We start from the raw sequence: 16,757 nt of genomic DNA, 5'->3' as shown, positions 1-16,757 counted from the left end.
CGTACTACCTCCAGCCCAGGTATGCCTATAATGGTTCCTGCGTGGGACATCGGTGTTCTCTCCATTAAACGATCTTCGCAAAATCAGTTTAATGAATGCCGGTGTCCCCCGTTTATGATGAAGAGCCCAGCCCCGACAGTCCCTGCGTTTCCACGCCGGTGCCGGTACTGCCTTCGCCTTGAACCGGCTGCGGGTATTCCTGCGCTAATGCAGTCTTTTCATTACGGCGACTTTTTAGTCACATTGGCTTTGTTAGCCTCCTTGCGTGTTGTCGAATAATTTTGGCTGTGCTCCGGAGGGTAAAAATATGACCAGGCAATTCATGCAGGTGTGTGGTTCGACGCTGTCGGCGCTCCTGATCGGCTTCCCACTTGCTACCCACGCAGCGGAGGAACCCGGTGCATTGACTTTTGTCGTCAAGGATCAGATTACCGATCGACCAATCCCCGCCGCGCAAATTGTGCTCAAGGAGCGGGAAACCGGGTCACAGCGATCTGTTGAAACCGACTCACAGGGCCGCATTGTTATTGAACAGCTCGATCCCGGTCTCTACTCAGTACAAGTTGGAAAAAGCGGGTTTGCTCCCCTGTATGAGCCAAGCCTGCGTGTGGTGACGCGCAAAGATATCAAGACTGAATTCCAGCTGAGAGAGCAAGCGGTGGAGGAAGTGCTGGTTTATGGGCAACAAGCCGATGTATTGACTTCCGTCAACAGTAGTTATCGCGATAGGGAGGCGTTACGGAGCGCGGTAGGCGGTGGCGCAGATCCGCTCCTTTCGCTGGATGGTCTACCTGGACTGGCGTCCACCAATGAATTCGCGAACTTTAGCGTACGCGGCCGCGGCCCGAGAGACAATTTGCTGTTCGTTGATGACTTCCCCTTTGATAAAGCGGTGCACTTTGATGCGACACTGGGTGAGGACGAAGATGTCGGTGGCGGCGGCCGCTTCTCGATTTTTGCACCGAACGTTGTCAGTGGCGCAGAGTTCTCGCCCGGCGGGTGGGGGCCGGCCTATGGCGGCCGGGCTGCATCACTTCTGAAACTGGAAGTCGCCGACGGCAACCCAAGCCCTTCGGCAAGCCTGCGCTTCGATCTTGCTGGCTATGAAGTTGGCTACGACGGCCCTATTGGCATAACTGAAGACGCTACTTTACTGGTGTCTGCCAGGCGGCTGGATTTCGGCTCGTTCTTCGAAACCATCGATGAACTGGACATTGGCGAGCCAGTACTGAGGGACATCATCGTAAAGTCGGTCATACCCATAAACAGGAAACATACCTTTGAAGTTCTACTGATTGACTCCCACGAAGACTATACTCGTGGCGTAAAGAACGTTGCTGAGTCGCCCGATTTCGAAGATGTGGCACTTCTGGATTCCGAACAGGACAGCGACCTGTACGGCCTGACTCTGCGATCACTGATAGGAGAAAAAGCAGTCTGGATCAACAGGGTTTACTACCGCGCCAGCGACAAGACCAGCTCAGAAGGTGAATCTTTTCCCGATCTCGTACCTGAAGGTTCGCCTCCCTCCAGTTATCCAGTGCGGGAAGACATTATTACCGTTGGTGAAGATGAGACAGAGTTCGGCTGGCGAAGCGACTTCGAGATGGTGAATCAGCTGGGATTATTCAGTGCAGGCATCCAGGCAACGCAAATTGAGCTGGACTACAACACGATCCTGGACGGCGATTGGAACCGGTTTGTTTACGACGAAGATGACTTCAGACCAGATCCCGATCAACTTTATATTGTGCTGACACCCGACAGCACCGACTCTTCACTCAATCAGAAAGAAACGAGCTACGCAGGTTACATAGACCAGGTTTTTGAGCTCGGCGATTGGGATGTTCGCACCGGCGTGCGGTTTGACCGGGACGGCTTTGCAGACCAGAGTTTCGCGTCGCCAAGGTTCAGCATCAATTGGCGGCCTGGTAATACGGTCAGGTACTTTGCGACGGCGGGGCTTTTTCACCAGTCGCCACGGTATCTGGACCTTGCGGCCAATGCATCGAACAACCTGGAGACCGAAGAAATTACCCATACCAGTGTCGGTTTTGAATATTTCCTGAACAACAACTGGTCGTTGTTGACTGAGGCCTACTATCAAGACCTCGATAACCTGGTGGTTGACCTTGATCGCGTCAGCGGAACGTCTGCAAACATTGGTGACGGTACATCCTACGGTGTTGATTTCGTGGTCAACGGTACGATTCGGGAAGGTATCTACACGACGGCAACTTACTCTTATAACGACGTGGTGATCGACCGCAAGGATGGTCGCGGTGAAGTGGCTGCCGATTTCAATCGCGAGCATGTCGCTACCCTCGGTTTGACCTGGGAAATCAGCGATCGCTGGAAAGTTGCCGGGCGCTACAAGTATCTTTCCGGCAGGCCAGAAGACGACTTTATTATTCACGCCGACGTCCTGGGAGCCGGGCAACCCCTGCGCTACTCGAAGGAGATCACGGAGCGCAATGTTGGCCGCAGAGACGGTTACGGTTTTCTGAACCTTCGCGTTGACTATCGGCGTGCCTTTGGACCTGTAGACGTAACCGCCTTTCTCGATGTCATCAACGTAACGGCAGCGTCGTCGAGCGATGACACCGAGTTCGACTACCGCCGGGGCGTTGACGTGGAGGACGAAAGTGAAGCCGAGCCGCTCATTGGCCTGCGACTGGATTACGCCTGGTAGGGTGGAGCGGAAGATGGCAAACGCGCTGGATGTGGCGCCGATTCGAGCGTTGATTGTCGAAGACAACCGCGACATCTGCGGGAACATTGCTGCCTATCTGGAAAAGCAAAGCTATATTCTCGATTTTGCCTATGACGGTATCAACGCGATGCAGCTGGCGTTATCGAATACCTACGACGTAATCGTTCTGGACCTGATGCTGCCGGGGATGGATGGCCTGAGCTTCTGCCACAAGCTGCGAGCTGATAGTGACGTACAAACACCTGTGCTTATGCTAACGGCGAGAGACACGCTTGATGATAAGCTTGAGGGGTTCAAGGCGGGAGCGGATGACTACCTGGTCAAGCCATTCGCGTTGCAAGAGCTGCATGCGCGACTGCAGGCACTGTACAAACGTAGTCACCGAAAAGCCGCCAACCTGCTGATCGTTGGTGATCTGACTCTGAACAGGTCAACGCTGCAAGTACATCGTGCCGGGCGACGCGTCGATCTCAGCCCCGCTGGTATGAAGCTACTTCAACGATTGATGGAGGAGGCGCCGTCTGTTGTGGCTCGCGAGGACCTCGAAACGTTATTGTGGGCTGACGAGCCTCCCGATGGAGACGCGCTTCGCTCGCACTTGTACAAGCTGCGGCAGGCTATCGACAGGCCATTTGATAGCCCTCTGATTCATACGGTGCATCGCATCGGGTATCGGATTACGGAGGATCCTCCGTAGTGTACCGGCGCAGTTTGCGCACGCGTGTCGCCATCGCATTTGCGATCTGTGTCGCTGTGCTCAGCGTGGCATGGGGGTTCGCTTTCTTCGCTGCGATCAGGTTGAGCGAAGATCGTGTGCTGGTGCACCAGCTGCAGCGCGCCGCGGAAAACTATCCCTCTCTGATGATGAACCTTCGTGGATACGAAGAGATTGATAGCTTGCCGGAGTCACTCAGGGAATGGGCGCAGACAAACCCCGATGAGGGAATATATGAGTTCAAGGCCGAAGAGTTACATGTCGCGGTAGTACCAGCCGGAGATGAGCAGCGACACGCATATGTGGTTTTCGACGTTGCCGGGATTGAAGCTGCGTCGGCAGAGGATTGGTGGTGGCTCCTCGTGATCACTGGTGTCGTGGGTACGCTCGGTGTTCTTGGTTTCGGTCTGGGCGTTATTGTGATGCGTAGAGCTGTCGCCCCTGTCGCGCAACTCGCCAAAGTGGTTGCGGACATCGACGTAGAACATCTATCCGCAGAGGATCATAAATCCATACAGTCCAGCCGGTACGGCGATGATGAGGTTGGCGCGCTCGCCTGGACCATTGAAAAGACGCTTGAACGTATCAGCGCATTTGTTGAGAGGGAGCGATACTTCACCAGTTCAGCCAGTCATGAGTTGCGCACGCCGATTACGGTGATAACGGGAGCGATTGAGCTGCTGGAACAAAGTGACCTTTCAGCGGCCGATGTGAAAGCGGTAGATCGAGTTCGGCGTGCAACGCTCGACATGAAAACCACGATTGAAATGTTCCTGTGCCTCGCTCGCGAAACCGACGACGGGTTGTATGACGAGCAGTTTTTAGTGATGCCGCTGGTAAGCAGGGCGATAGATCAGCAGCGCTACCTGTTGAACGGCAAGTGCGTCGATGTTGTCATCGATTTAATCGATGTTGAAATTGATGATCTACCTAACCCCAAAGTCTGCGGACACCCCCAGGCATTTTCTATCGCGGTCAATAACCTGGTGCGAAACGCATTCGAGCACACGCTCGACGGGCAGGGCCCAATCACCATTCGTATCAATGAGCGCGAGCTATTCGTTACCAATCAGGCGTGCAATGGCACTGATGAGCGGTACACGCCGGCCGAGGCGTCGTCGCCCATCGGGTATGGTCTGGGTCTGGGTATCGTTCAACGGTTGTGTGAGCGCAATGGCTGGTCGTTTTCGCTGCAGGCTGATGAGGCTCGTGTCGTCGCCCGTCTTTCGTGGTGACGACTGAGTCAACAACCACTGTAAACGCGGTACGGCTCCACGACACTCTGTGCCCGTACACTCTCGGGATCGCTGCCCGGGTGGCTGCCGCCTCAGGAGCGCAGCTTGTCCATCAGGTCGATGGGCAGGGGGAAGACGATGGTCGAACTCTTGTCGCCGGCGATCTCCACCAGTGTCTGCAGGTAGCGCAGCTGGATGGCAGAGTCCTCGGTGGCGAGCACCTTGGCCGCTTCGGCGAGCTTCTCCGCGGCTTCCGCCTCTCCCATCGCGTGAATCACCTTGGCCCTCCGTTCGCGCTCTGCCTCCGCCTGCTTGGCGATGGCACGTACCATGGACTCGTTGAGGTCCACATGTTTGATCTCGACATTGGCGACCTTGATACCCCAGGCCTCGGTCTGTTTGTCGAGGATGTGCTGAATATCGTTATTGAGCTGATCCCGTTCCGCGAGCATATCGTCCAGGTCGTGCTGGCCGAGCACCGAGCGCAGGGTAGTTTGGGATAGCTGGCTGGTGGCTTCCAGATAATTCTCTACCTGGATAATGGCTCGCTCGGGATCGATCACGCGAAAGTAAAGCACCGCGTTCACTTGCACCGAGACGTTGTCGCGGGAAATCACATCCTGGGTCGGAACGTCCATTACCAGGGTGCGCAGGTCAACACGCACCATTTGCTGCAGGATGGGGATCACGATAATCAGGCCCGGCCCCTTGACCTTGTAAAACCGGCCGAGCGTGAAGATCACCCCGCGCTCGTACTCCCGCAATACACGGAAGGTCGACAGCAGGAGTGCGAACACCAGAAACAGCAGCACTGCACCGAAATACTCCATTGAAATCATAGTATCAGTCTCCTTTTTCCCGGCGGACATCGACCGTCAGGCCGTCAACAGCGGTAACTACGGTACGGTCGCTCACGGCGAGCGGAGCGTCGCAGCGCGCCCGCCAGAGTTCGCCGTCCAGGCGTACATAAATTCCATCGGCCTCGCTGCGTTCAACTTCCGCGGACTGTCCCAACAGGTGATCCACCCCCGATACCGGCGCTGTACGGCGCCCTCGCAAGAGCATCCCCAGCGTGAATATCAGCAGTCCAGCGGAGAAAGCAGTGACCGCGAGAATGGTCGGCAGGGCAATCTGGTAGGCCGGTAGCTCAGTGTCCATCAGCATAATAGAGCCCACGGTGAAAGCGACGATGCCACCGAGTCCCAGAACCCCGAAGCTCGGGGCAAAGGCCTCGGCTGTCATCAACGCGATTCCCAGCAGGATCAGGCCCAGCCCGGCGTAACTGACGGGCAAAACCTGAAACGCGTACATCGCCAGCAACAAACTGACTGCGCCGACCACGCCTGGGAGCCCTATCCCGGGATTGTAGAATTCGATCAGCAGGCCATAGATTCCCGCCAGCATGAGCAGGTAGGCAATGTTGGGATTGGTAATCACCGCCAGAAACTCACTGCGCCAGTCCAGCGGTTGGTGATGGATACTCTGGTCTTTTGTTTGCAGGGTCAGCTGGCGTTCCCCGACCGTCACCTCGCGGCCGTCGAGTGATGCAAGCAGTGCATCAAGGGAGGGGGCGAGCAAGTCAATAACGCCTGCCTCCAGGGCGGCATTGGCGCTGAGACTGGCACCCTCGCGCACCGCGGTTTCGGCCCAGTCGGCGTTGCGACCACGCAGCTCTGCCAGGCCCCGAATATAGGCTACCGCGTCATTCACCATCTTGCGTTCCATAGCGGTGGCGGGCTCGTTGTCCCGGTTGCCGCCGGGTTCGTCACTATCTCCGTCCGGCATACTGGGGACAGAAGGGCGCCCCATTTGCACCGGGGTCGCCGCGCCCAGGTTGGTCCCCGGGGTCATGGCGGCAACATGAGTGGCGTACAGTAGGTAGGTTCCGGCACTGGCGGCGCGCGCGCCTGCCGGCCCCACGTAGCCGGCCACCGGCAGGGGTGAGGCGAGTACGGCCTTGACCATATCGCGCATTGCGCTGTCCAGGCCCCCGGGGGTATCAATGCGCAGTACGACCAGTGATGCTCCGGCGTCTTCGGCCGACGCCAGGGCGCGGATCATATGGTCGGCGGTCGCCGGGCCGATGGCCCCCTCCACGTCAACCTGCCAGATTTCCGCGCCGGCCTGTACAGGTAGCAGACAGAGCCCACACAGCACCGAGCAGAGAAGATTCCGCAGACCAGCTTTCATGTGCGCAGTATAGTCCAGGGAAAAAAAGGGGCGGGTGGAACCGAAGGCGGCTAGGTGGCCACCGCATCGCGAATCCGCTCCCCCAGAAAGCGCGCCGCCTGGCCGGCGTACTGCCCGTCCGTGTAAATCAGGTTCAGGTCTACAAAGCGCTCCACACCTTCCGTGAGGGGCAGCACCTTCAGTTCACCGGTTTCCAGCCCGTCGCCAATTTCCGCTTCCGGCAGCCAGGCAAAGCCCAGCCCACGGCGGATGGCGGCGATGCGCGTGGAGCTATGGGATACCGTCCAGCGCTGTTCTGCGCCGAGCCAGCCGGCATCGAGGCGCCGGCTGCCGGAGTCCCTGATCACAATCTGGCGGTGTTGGCGCAGGTCCTCGTGATTCAGGCTGGCCGCGCTGGCCAGCGGATGCGCGGCCGCCACCACTGCCAGAAAGCGCACCCGCATCAAGGGCTCGCCGATAAATCCCGGGGGCACCCGCCCGTTGATCACCACATCCGCTTCCTTGCGCAACAGGGCTTCGTCGGTACCGGAAAGCACGGTTTCTGCGTACTCGACCCGGGTCAGGGGGCTGTGCCGGGCAAAGGCGTCGAGGGCCGTCAGCATGTGGTGCTGGGGGAACAGGGCATCGGCGGCCACGCGTACCAGCGGTTCCCAGCCCTGGCTGAGCTGGATGGCTGTGCTCTCGATGCGCGCCGCTTCCTCCACCAGCACTTTTGCCTGGCGATAGAGCATCTGGCCCGTTTCAGTTAGCTGCGCCTTGCGCCCGGCCATAGTGAAGGCCCGCACCCCGAGTTCGGTCTCGATTTTCTGCACCGCGTAGCTGATGGCGGACTGGCTTTTTTTCAATGTCTCCGCGGCATTGGCGTAGCCGCCGGCGTCGACTACGGCTATCAGGGCCTGCCACTGATCCAGACTGACTTTGGCCAACATATCTAAAAACCTGATTTAAATGCGCAATTTATGCCCGTTTTATATCGCATTTACTGAAAGCACAATAGCTCCATCGTCAACACGGACGGAAACACCGTCCAAAGCACACCCAATGGAGTTGGACATATGAACATCCTGGTTATAAAAAGCAGCGTTTTCGGCGACAACGGCAACTCTTCATCCCTGGTGAACACCCGGTTGGAGCAGCTCAAGTCTCAGTACCCGGAGGCCACTGTGGTGGTTCGCGATCTCGCGGCGGAGCCCATCCCCCACCTGGACAGCGAACGGGTTGGCGCCTTCTTTACCGCGGCCGAAGAGCGCAGTGCCGGGCAACAGCAGATTGACGACTTCTCCATGGCCCTGATTGACGAGCTGAAAACAGCCGATCGGATCGTGCTGGGCCTACCGATGTACAACTTCGGCATTCCCAGCCAGCTCAAGAGCTGGATCGATCACGTCGCGCGGGCGGGTATTACCTTCCGCTACACGGAAAATGGCCCCGAGGGCCTGGTCGAAGACAAGCCCGTCACCGTACTGGCGGCCCGCGGCGGGCTCTATGCCGGCACCGGGAACGACACCGTGACTCCGTACATCAGGATGTTCTTCGCCTTCATCGGTATTACCAGCCTGGACTTTGTCTACGCCGAGGGCCTGAATATGAGTGAAGTGAAAGAAAAAGCGATGCGCGAAGCCGAAGCATTACTGCGGGCGAGCTAAACGGAACTACAGCAAGGAGGTCAATGATGGGACTGTTGGTAGATGGCAATTGGCAGGACAAGTGGTATGACACCAGTAGCACCGGTGGCCGCTTCAAGCGTTCGGAGAGCCAGTTCCGCAACTGGGTCACCGCGGACGGCAGTGCCGGCCCGAGCGGGGAGGGTGGCTTTGCCGCTGCCAGCGGGCGCTATCATCTGTACGTATCCTACGCCTGCCCGTGGGCCCACCGGGCGCTTGTCATGCGCGCCCTGAAGGGGCTGCAGGCGCATATCGGCGTTTCCGTGGTGCACCCGTTGATGCTGGAAAACGGTTGGGAGCTGCGCGATGACTTTGAGGCCGCGACGGGCGACTCGCTGTACGGTTTCGACAAGCTCTACGAGCTTTACCTGAGGGCGGACTCCCACTACAGCGGCAGGGTTACTGTTCCGGTGCTGTGGGACACCCAGCGAGAAACCATTGTCAGCAACGAGTCGGCGGACATCATCCGCATGCTCAATACCGGATTTGACGGGCTGGATGCCACGCCGGGCGACTACTACCCGGAGTCCCTGCGCGCAGAGATAGATGCGGTGAATGAGCGTGTCTACGACAGCGTTAACAACGGCGTGTACAAGGCCGGCTTTGCCAGCAGCCAGGAGGCCTACGATGAAGCGGTAAGCGGCCTGTTTGCGGCACTGGACGAACTGGAAGAACGACTGGGTCGGCAGCGCTATCTGGTGGGTAATACCCTGACCGAGGCGGACATCCGTCTGTGGACGACCCTGGTTCGCTTTGACCCGGTGTATGTCACGCATTTCAAATGTGACCGCAAACGTATTGCTGACTACCCGAACCTGCTGGGCTTCCTCAAGGACCTGTACCAGCTGCCGGGCGTGGCGCAAACCGTGGATATGGCACATATTCGGCATCACTACTTCCGCAGCCACCCAACGGTGAATCCTCACGGGATCATTTCCGTTGGCCCGCGGCTGGACTGGGGTTCGCCTCATGGACGGGAAAAGTTTGGGGCGCGAGAAGTGTGTGGGGCGTGAATTCGATTCGGAAAATGTCGGTTAGGCAGGGTGTCTAATCGAACTACATCTGCAGTCGGATTTTCGCACTAATGCACTCTGTGCGAAATCGGATGCTCCCTCAAGGAGCGCGGTGGCGTTCGGCTTTTGCAAGAGCCATTGACCGCACCTTCTCGGCAGTCACTCGCATTCGGTCACTCATATGCGTTATATCAGCACCGGAAAGCGATTGTCGCAGTGAGCCAGCAACAAGACACATCGCTGGCGATTCATCATAGAGGAAAATGGGTACGGAGAGGGTATTGACCAGATAGCGCTTGTCCCGTCGGTACTCGTCGAGGATGTAGTGCTCCTGGCAGAGCTGTTGTTGGTACAGTTGGCAGTGTTCGTCCAACTCATTCAGCCCCCAGTGCTCCTGGGATACTGACAGGCGCTCGATCAGATTCTGTTCTGCATCTGTTCGCAAGGTGACTTCAAACCCTCTTGAACGTATGTGGATCAAGGAGACGCGCAGCGCCTTATCCAGTTTGTCGCTGAATTCGCCAATCCCGGAATGTGCCCGCTCGATCCAGGCTTCCATTTCGCGGGCGGGAGCAAATGCCGCAAAGCAGGCGGCGATCGGGGCGGTATTGGGCAGACGTAGCCCGAGTTGAAACGCTTCCGAAATACTGGAGGTGTTGCCATAGAGTGCAAGCAGAACTTGCTGCCGGTTGGAAATGGCTGTGACTGCCATTCCACACTCGAGCTCATTCGAGAGCTTTTCGAACTCCAGTCGCGCGTACTCGAGTAAGGGGAAGCGGGCCAACGCCGAATTTGCCGCAGCGACGATCGATGGGCCGAGTCGATAAGACTTGTTCCTGGGGTGCTGCACCAGGAAGCCATACTGTGTCATGGTAATCAGAATGGCGTGGCATGTAGCCTTATTGAGGTTGAGACGGCGAGTAATTTCCGTCAGTCCAAAGGGGCGATAGGGGTTTGCCATCAGCAAATCCAGTATCGACAGGGCCCGCGCCGTCGGTGGTGAATAAAGTGTCACGCTTGTGCGCTCTACAGGGCTACAGCACAATCAGGGAATAAAGTCACCGCCGTTGACATCCAGGCAGGCGCCGGTGACTTCCGAGGCGTAGTCGGAAGCCAGCATAATCACAGCCTTGCCGCAGTTGGCATCGGTCGGAATTCGCTTGAGCGCGATGTGCTCGGCAATACCGTCAATGATCTGCTGCTCGCTGATCCCTTGTTCAGCCGCAGCCTGTCGTACATAGCCTTCCACGTTTGGCCCCCACATCCAGCCCATAAAGGCGGAATTGACGCGGATGCCGTATTGGCCCAGCTCCAGCGCGAGGTGGGCTGTGGCCGTCTTCAATGCGCCCTTTGAGGCCCCATAACCGGCGTTGTAGGCCATCGCCTTTCGTACCACCATGGTATTGACCATGACAATAGCGCCACCACCACGCTTCTTCATGCTGGGCACGGCTGCCAGGGAGAGCTGCATCGAACCGAAGAAATTGGTATCCATTGTTTTGCGCCAATCGGTAAGATCGGCGTCTTCTACCGGCTCCATCTTGCCGCCGGTATAGGCGCTATTCAGGAGCACGTCGACACCGCCGAAGCGCTCGGTTGCGGCATTGACCAATGCAGTGCAGGCATCTGGATCGGAAATATCCGTTGGCACTTTCAATACTTCAGTATTCAGGCCCAATGCGTTTATCGCCGCTTCGGCTGCGTCCAGCTTGTCGGGTGTTCTCGCCGCGAGCACTACGGCGGCGCCTTCATTGGCACAGTGAATCGCCAGGTGTTGACCCAGGCCAGGTCCGATGCCTGACACGATTACAACTTTATCTTTCAGTAACATATTGCCTGTCTCCATTCTATTAAACGGATTGTCCCGCGAGGTAGCCTTCGCGCATCGCGCCTTCTATGTAGGTCACCCCATTGCAATCACCAGCGGTCAACACGTCGAATCCGTGATTCTCCAGTGCATCGGCCAGCGTGGGATTTTCGATGGTTCCGGTCGTCAAGATCACGTGATCCGCGCCAATGGTGCGTTCCTGGCCGCCATCGTTGACGTATGTCACGGTACCGGCGCTTACACGCCGGACGGTCGCACGCGGTATACACTGCACGCCGAGCTTTTCGATATCGGCCATGTTGCGCCAGCGCCGAACCAGCATCAGCTCTCTGCCAAAGGTACTGCCTTCCTCGAGCAGAGTAACTTCGCGCCCACGCGCTGCCAGGAATTCGGCGAGTTCGACAGCAACCAGTCCTCCGCCGATGAATACGATCCGCTTCCCAAGAGGCATCCATATCTTGCTGAGTTGACGCACCAGCGCCATATTGGACGTGACCCGGCTCAGCGCCGCTCCCGAGAGCAGAACACGGGTGAATCGGTCAACCTTCGATTCCAGGGCGTCCAGGCCCTCACCGGTGACGAGCGAGCGAATCTGGTCACCGTCGAGGACGTGAGGAAGATCAATGCCGGGAACATCCGGCAGCTTGCGGCTACAACCGTTGGCAACAACAACCTTGTCTGGCGCCAGATGATCGAGTAAGGCAGGCGTCGCTTCTGTATTCAGCCTGATGTCGACGGAAAGCGTTTTCATCTGTTCCCGTAGATAGGCTACCAACTTGCTGTTGGGGGGATAGGAAGCTCCCGAGAAAAAGACGGTGCCACCCAAACGTGAGGATTTTTCAAGCAGGGTGACGCGGTGGCCACGCAGGGCGGCCACACGTGCTGCTTCCATACCCGCTGGGCCACCGCCAATGACGGCAACATTGCGGGATACTTCGGAGGGCGAAATGCTGCGTTCGGTCTCGAAGCCTGTTTCTGCATTGACCGCACAGATAACGTGCCGGCGGAGGAATATCTGGCTGATACAGGTGTAGCAGTAGATGCAGGGGCGGATGTCTTTGAGCCGGTTCTGTTGAATCTTGTTGGGAAGATCCGGGTCGGCCAGCAACTTCCGGGCCATGGTCACAAAGTCGATTTTCTGCTCTTTGATCAGACGGTCGCCAACTTCTGGCTCTACGCGGCCAGGCATGATGACGGGTACGTCGACGCAGGACTTCACTGCAGCGGCGAAGCGGGAGAACCCTGCCGGTACGTGGGTGGAATGGCCCTCGGTATAGCAGGTTCCGGTACTGTGGTCGCCATCGGCGCTGCAATGTACTGCGTCCGCGCCGGCAGCGACCGCCAGGCGCGCGGTCACGCAGGCATCTTCATTGGTGATGCCGCCAGTGGCAAACTGATGTGAATCCATACGGAACCACACCGGGAATTCCTTGCCCACCCTGGATTTGATCGCAGTGATAACTTCGACCAGGAGGCGGGAGCGATTTTCAATACTGCCGCCATAGTTGTCGTGGCGTTTGTTGACTGAGGGGCTGAGAAAGCTGGATATCAGGTAGCCGTGACCCGCATGGATTTCGACAGCGTCAAAGCCGCAACGCTTAGCCCGTTCAGCGGCACCGACAAACTGTTCAATGACCCAGGCGATATCATCTGTATCGGCGATCTTGTAGTGAACCTTACAGGTCTCTGCTGTGTACGGTTCTGAGAGCGTGGCAATCTCATCTGGCGAGAGATAGGGGGTCAGGGATTCCTCAGCGTGCTCCGGCTCACTCGGGCACAGCAATGGCCTGCCTGCCTGACTGTCGTTGATGGACTCCAGTCCGCCGTGGTGAAGCTGTACGGCGGCCAGTGCGCCGTGACGATGCACCCCCGCTACCAGCGCTTTCAATCCATCGTTGTATTTGTCATCTGAAATAGCGACTTGTCGCCAGTTGGGAGAACCCAGCGGCCAGGAAATCCCGACCGATCCCATAATCACCATGGCGGCGCCGCCGGCGGCGCGCCGCTCGTAGTACTGCTGAATACGCTCCCCGCAGAAGCCATCGGGTTCCGCCATATTGGACCCCATGGGCGACATGATGATGCGGTTCCTCAGTGTGAGGGCACCGATGCGGCCTGGCGCCATCAGATGGGGTAGTGCGGAGCTCATAGGAGAATCCCTGAAATCGTTATTGGAGTCGGTGGGTGGGCATTCACGTGGGCCAGCATATAGGGTCGGCTGGGCATACCTGATCACCTGAATGAATGAAAAACTCCGCGAGTGTTGTGATTCATCCGATCGAATGACCTTATGTCCGGTGCACGGCGATATTCTTCTCTACACAGATAAAAACCTAGTCAGGATGCAACGCATGAGTAGCTCTCCTCCCCAGGCAGGAAAAGCCGCCTACGATTTCAATGGCGTACATGTGCTCGTAACGGGCGGCACAGCCGGTATCGGCCTGGCCACTGCGACGCTATTCGCCAAATCTGGCGCAAGGGTCACCATTACCGGGACACGAGAGGATGCCGAACGCTATCCCGAACAGGATTTGAGTCCATTTGAGTATCGCCAGCTGGTCTTGACTGACCGCGAACAGATAACAGCATTTTGCTCATCCATTGATGATCTGGATGTGCTGGTGAACAACGCAGGTGGCACCGGCGGTACCGAGACGCCTTACTCTTTCGAAGAATCGGTTCAGGTCAACCTCAATGCGGTTTGGCAGTTGTGTCAGGGCTTGTTGCCCCAGCTACAGGCTTCGCAGTTGCCACCTGGTGCAAGTATTGTGAATATCGCCTCGGAGATGTCGCTCTTTGCCAGCCCCTGGTTTCCGGGCTACGGGGCAGCCAAGGCCGGTGTCGTTCAACTGACAAAAACGCTTGCGGCGCAGCACGGCGCATCCGGCTTGCGCTGCAACGCTGTCCTGCCCGGGTCCATCCCAACCAAAATGACGCACCAGTTTGCGGAAGATCCGGATATCCACGAAGCCGTATGTCAGCGGACTCCGCAGCGACGCTGGGGCGAACCTGCCGAGATTGGGTCGGCAGTGTTGTTCCTGGCCAGTGCAGAGGCAAGTTTTGTCAACGGCCACACGCTGGTAGTGGACGGCGGCTATTCAATTACAGATGCCTGAAGGCACTCATCTGATTTACAGGAGTATTCAATGTACGATTTCGGCGGGCAGGTAGTACTTGTTACCGGTGCAGCGTCAGGTATCGGGCGGGCAACCGCGGAACGCTTTCATAGCGAGGGCGCCAGTGTCGTGTTGGCTGACCGGAACCTTGAAGGTGTTCAGTCAGTCGCGCAGGAGCTGGGCGGCGATCGCACACACTGTCTCGAGTTCGATGCGATAGACCGAGACTCCTGCATCGGGATGGTAAGAAGCGCCGTTGAGCATTTTGGCAAACTAGATGTGTTGTGCAACATTGCCGGCATCGCCGGCGGATGGCGCCTTGAGGATATGCCGCCAGAAGACTGGCACAGGATGATCGACATCAACTTGAACAGTCTGTTTCACATCACTCAGGCTGCTATTCCTGCGCTTGTGGAGAGTCGTGGCAACGTCGTGAATATGTCGTCGGCATCAGGCAAGCAGGGGCAGCCTTACGGCACCTGCTACTGTGCTTCGAAAGCGGGTGTTATTGGCTTTTCAAAGGCCGTTGCCGCCGAGTTTGCCAGCAGGGGAGTGCGTTCCAATGCGATTTGTCCGGGCGGGGTAAAGACCCCCATCTATGACAACTACACCTTCCCAGACAACGCGGAGATGGACCTGATCGACCGTATGCGCTCATTGCCGGGTTTCGGTGAGGCCGAGGTCAGCGATATTACCGCGATGATTCTGTTTCTGGCGTCAGATGAGGCGCGCTTTATCACCGGCGTGGCCTTTGAAGTCGACGGGGGCCAGTTGAACCTGTGACAGAAGTAGTGGTCGCGATGCAGACCAGTCAGTTCAGAAAAGGAAAGTTATGAGCTCATCGACACCGTGTGCGGACAACGGATATCAGGTTCGTTCAGTAGCTGTCGAGATCGATGCCCCGGCGTCACTGGTCTGGCATGTTCTCACCGATACAGACAACTATAACGCCTGGAATCCTCATTGCGTCCGTATCGACTCCACATTGAAAATGGGCGATCCAGTGGCGATGACGCTCGTTAGCTATACCACCCCCGGTCGGCTGGAGCATGTGGTTGAATATCTCTGTGCTTTTGAGCCGGAGAAACTACTGTCCTGGGAAATGCAGGCAGCCCAAGGGTGGCCCTATCAGGCTCGCCGTGACCAGGTACTGGAGGCCGCCGGGGAGAATCGCTGCCGTTATTTCAGCACAGATACCTTCTTCGGGGATTCGGCTGTGCATGTTATGAATCTCACCGGGGTATGGGTCAAGCGGGCTTTTGACGATGTGGCCATCGCACTGAAGGAGAGAGCCGAAGAGCTGTATAGGCGGCCAGCTTCGCCAGACCTTGCAAGCCCAGCGCACGAGCAGATGCGCGATACCATGCTGCGTTATGCAGAGTTGTTATCCAGCCGGGATGTCGACGGCATTGTCGCCCTGTTTGCCGATGGGGCCAGCCTTGAAGATCCGGTAGGGTCGCAGCCTTTGGTTGGATACGCATCTATCCGCCAGTTTTATGAGGCGGGCATTGATGCAACGGGTGGCACAATGCGCATGCAGCCCGAAGGCTCGGTGCGAGTGGTTGGGAATGAAGCGGCCTGCGCGATGATTGTTACCTTCGACACTGATGAGGGCCAAACCCGAGTGGAAACCATGGATACTATGGTGTTTGATGCGTTTGGAAAAATTCAGTCGCTGCGCGCCCATGTCGGTCCGCTTAACTTTCATCCTCCTGGTGGTCGCGCTTAGCCCGGTTGGCGTTGAGCCACCTTCCTGCCCGTTTTTTCGGCCCGCGCACAAGCGCGGGCCGTATAATGTTTAACCGACGTTCAGTGTGAAAGATCCATTGCGCTCCAGGCTCTGCTCCATAACGCGTTGATAGCCGGTGCGGCTGATACGCCAGGTTCCATCTTCTTTGCGGTACTCATCCTCGTAGTAGCAGAACATTTCCAGTTGTTGATCGTTTTGTTTGTCCAGATAGTAGTGATACATGCCCCATAGTCCGCGCGCCGAAGAGTGTGAGTCCAGAGTGATTTCCGGCATCCCGACCTGCCAGTAGCCGAGCGAGGTGGGGACCTCCCCGCCATGCTGATTGCGCAGGAAGTCCATCAATGCCGCTCGACCTTCAAAAACATACTTTCCATCCGAGTATGCGCTGTAGGCATCCTCGGTCAGTAGTGATTCCAGCTCGTCCCAAAGGCTTAAAGTCATGCAGCGGATATAGCGGTGCTTGAGGGATTTTATCGATTCGAGTTCCAAAAGGTATTCAAGCCCGGTTGGGGGATTCATTGCAGACTCCTGCT

Annotated in this window: 15 protein-coding genes; 8 read left to right on the top strand and 7 right to left on the bottom strand. The window is 57.4% G+C overall.

Going from position 1 to position 16,757, the window contains the following annotated elements; genetic code table 11:
- Positions 1-307 precede the first annotated feature (307 nt).
- From FVW59_RS11730 to FVW59_RS11720, 3 genes are read left to right on the top strand one after another with little or no spacing between them, the layout of a single operon-like run.
- Positions 308-2,692, top strand: coding sequence for a TonB-dependent receptor (locus FVW59_RS11730; protein ID WP_148064508.1), 2,385 nt, complete (start codon positions 308-310; stop codon positions 2,690-2,692).
- A gap of 13 nt (positions 2,693-2,705) precedes the next feature.
- Positions 2,706-3,410: a response regulator transcription factor gene (locus tag FVW59_RS11725; RefSeq protein WP_148064507.1), complete on the top strand. Its 705-nt coding sequence runs from the start codon at positions 2,706-2,708 to the stop codon at positions 3,408-3,410.
- Entirely contained in the window at positions 3,410-4,663 is a 1,254-nt protein-coding gene (locus FVW59_RS11720) for a sensor histidine kinase (protein WP_222711486.1), read from the top strand. The genes FVW59_RS11725 and FVW59_RS11720 overlap by 1 nt, the downstream gene beginning before the upstream one ends.
- Positions 4,664-4,755: 92 nt before the next feature.
- Here FVW59_RS11720 and FVW59_RS11715 read toward each other — a convergent pair whose 3' ends face one another.
- From FVW59_RS11715 to FVW59_RS11705, 3 genes are read right to left on the bottom strand one after another with little or no spacing between them, the layout of a single operon-like run.
- Positions 4,756-5,502: a slipin family protein gene (locus FVW59_RS11715; RefSeq protein WP_148064506.1), complete on the bottom strand. Its 747-nt coding sequence runs from the start codon at positions 5,500-5,502 to the stop codon at positions 4,756-4,758.
- A gap of 4 nt (positions 5,503-5,506) precedes the next feature.
- Entirely contained in the window at positions 5,507-6,853 is a 1,347-nt protein-coding gene (locus FVW59_RS11710) for an NfeD family protein (RefSeq protein WP_148064505.1), read from the bottom strand.
- Positions 6,854-6,903: 50 nt separating this feature from the next.
- Positions 6,904-7,782: a LysR family transcriptional regulator gene (locus FVW59_RS11705; RefSeq protein ID WP_148064504.1), complete on the bottom strand. Its 879-nt coding sequence runs from the start codon at positions 7,780-7,782 to the stop codon at positions 6,904-6,906.
- A gap of 126 nt (positions 7,783-7,908) precedes the next feature.
- On the opposite strand from FVW59_RS11705, the gene FVW59_RS11700 reads away from it, so the two are divergent.
- Both FVW59_RS11700 and FVW59_RS11695 read left to right on the top strand, forming a co-directional pair.
- A complete protein-coding gene (locus FVW59_RS11700) occupies positions 7,909-8,499 on the top strand; it encodes an FMN-dependent NADH-azoreductase (RefSeq protein ID WP_148064503.1) in 591 nt (196 codons plus the stop codon).
- Between the two features lie 26 nt (positions 8,500-8,525).
- The gene (locus FVW59_RS11695; protein WP_148064502.1) at positions 8,526-9,530 is read left to right on the top strand and encodes a glutathione S-transferase family protein; all 1,005 of its coding nucleotides are present in this window, start codon (positions 8,526-8,528) and stop codon (positions 9,528-9,530) included.
- Positions 9,531-9,630: 100 nt separating this feature from the next.
- Here FVW59_RS11695 and FVW59_RS11690 read toward each other — a convergent pair whose 3' ends face one another.
- The 3 genes from FVW59_RS11690 to FVW59_RS11680 are packed head-to-tail and all read right to left on the bottom strand — an operon-like array spanning position 9,631 to position 13,507.
- Complete coding sequence (locus FVW59_RS11690) at positions 9,631-10,545, bottom strand: helix-turn-helix domain-containing protein (protein ID WP_281290175.1); 915 nt, start codon at positions 10,543-10,545, stop codon at positions 9,631-9,633.
- A gap of 30 nt (positions 10,546-10,575) precedes the next feature.
- A complete protein-coding gene (locus tag FVW59_RS11685) occupies positions 10,576-11,361 on the bottom strand; it encodes an SDR family oxidoreductase (protein ID WP_148064500.1) in 786 nt (261 codons plus the stop codon).
- A gap of 19 nt (positions 11,362-11,380) precedes the next feature.
- Positions 11,381-13,507: an FAD-dependent oxidoreductase gene (locus tag FVW59_RS11680; RefSeq protein ID WP_148064499.1), complete on the bottom strand. Its 2,127-nt coding sequence runs from the start codon at positions 13,505-13,507 to the stop codon at positions 11,381-11,383.
- A 91-nt stretch (positions 13,508-13,598) separates the two neighbouring features.
- Between FVW59_RS11680 and FVW59_RS11675 the strand changes: the two genes are divergently transcribed.
- From FVW59_RS11675 to FVW59_RS11665, 3 genes are read left to right on the top strand one after another with little or no spacing between them, the layout of a single operon-like run.
- Positions 13,599-14,474 carry an SDR family NAD(P)-dependent oxidoreductase gene (locus FVW59_RS11675; RefSeq protein ID WP_148064498.1) on the top strand — a complete coding sequence of 292 codons (876 nt, stop codon included), beginning with the start codon at positions 13,599-13,601 and terminating at the stop codon, positions 14,472-14,474.
- Between the two features lie 30 nt (positions 14,475-14,504).
- The gene (locus tag FVW59_RS11670; protein ID WP_148064497.1) at positions 14,505-15,257 is read left to right on the top strand and encodes an SDR family NAD(P)-dependent oxidoreductase; all 753 of its coding nucleotides are present in this window, start codon (positions 14,505-14,507) and stop codon (positions 15,255-15,257) included.
- A gap of 49 nt (positions 15,258-15,306) precedes the next feature.
- On the top strand, positions 15,307-16,203 hold the full coding sequence (locus tag FVW59_RS11665) for a nuclear transport factor 2 family protein (protein ID WP_148064496.1): 897 nt from the start codon (positions 15,307-15,309) through the stop codon (positions 16,201-16,203).
- Positions 16,204-16,272: 69 nt separating this feature from the next.
- Here FVW59_RS11665 and FVW59_RS11660 read toward each other — a convergent pair whose 3' ends face one another.
- Positions 16,273-16,743 (bottom strand): nuclear transport factor 2 family protein, encoded by a 471-nt coding sequence (locus FVW59_RS11660; protein WP_187275862.1) that lies wholly within the window; start codon positions 16,741-16,743, stop codon positions 16,273-16,275.
- Positions 16,744-16,757: the final 14 nt, after the last annotated feature.

The sequence above is a fragment of the Parahaliea aestuarii genome, assembly GCF_008064635.1.
Lineage (GTDB): Bacteria > Pseudomonadota > Gammaproteobacteria > Pseudomonadales > Halieaceae > Parahaliea > Parahaliea aestuarii.
The sequence above is the reverse complement of the archived record's forward strand: the minus strand, read 5'-3'. Positions and strand labels throughout refer to the sequence as shown.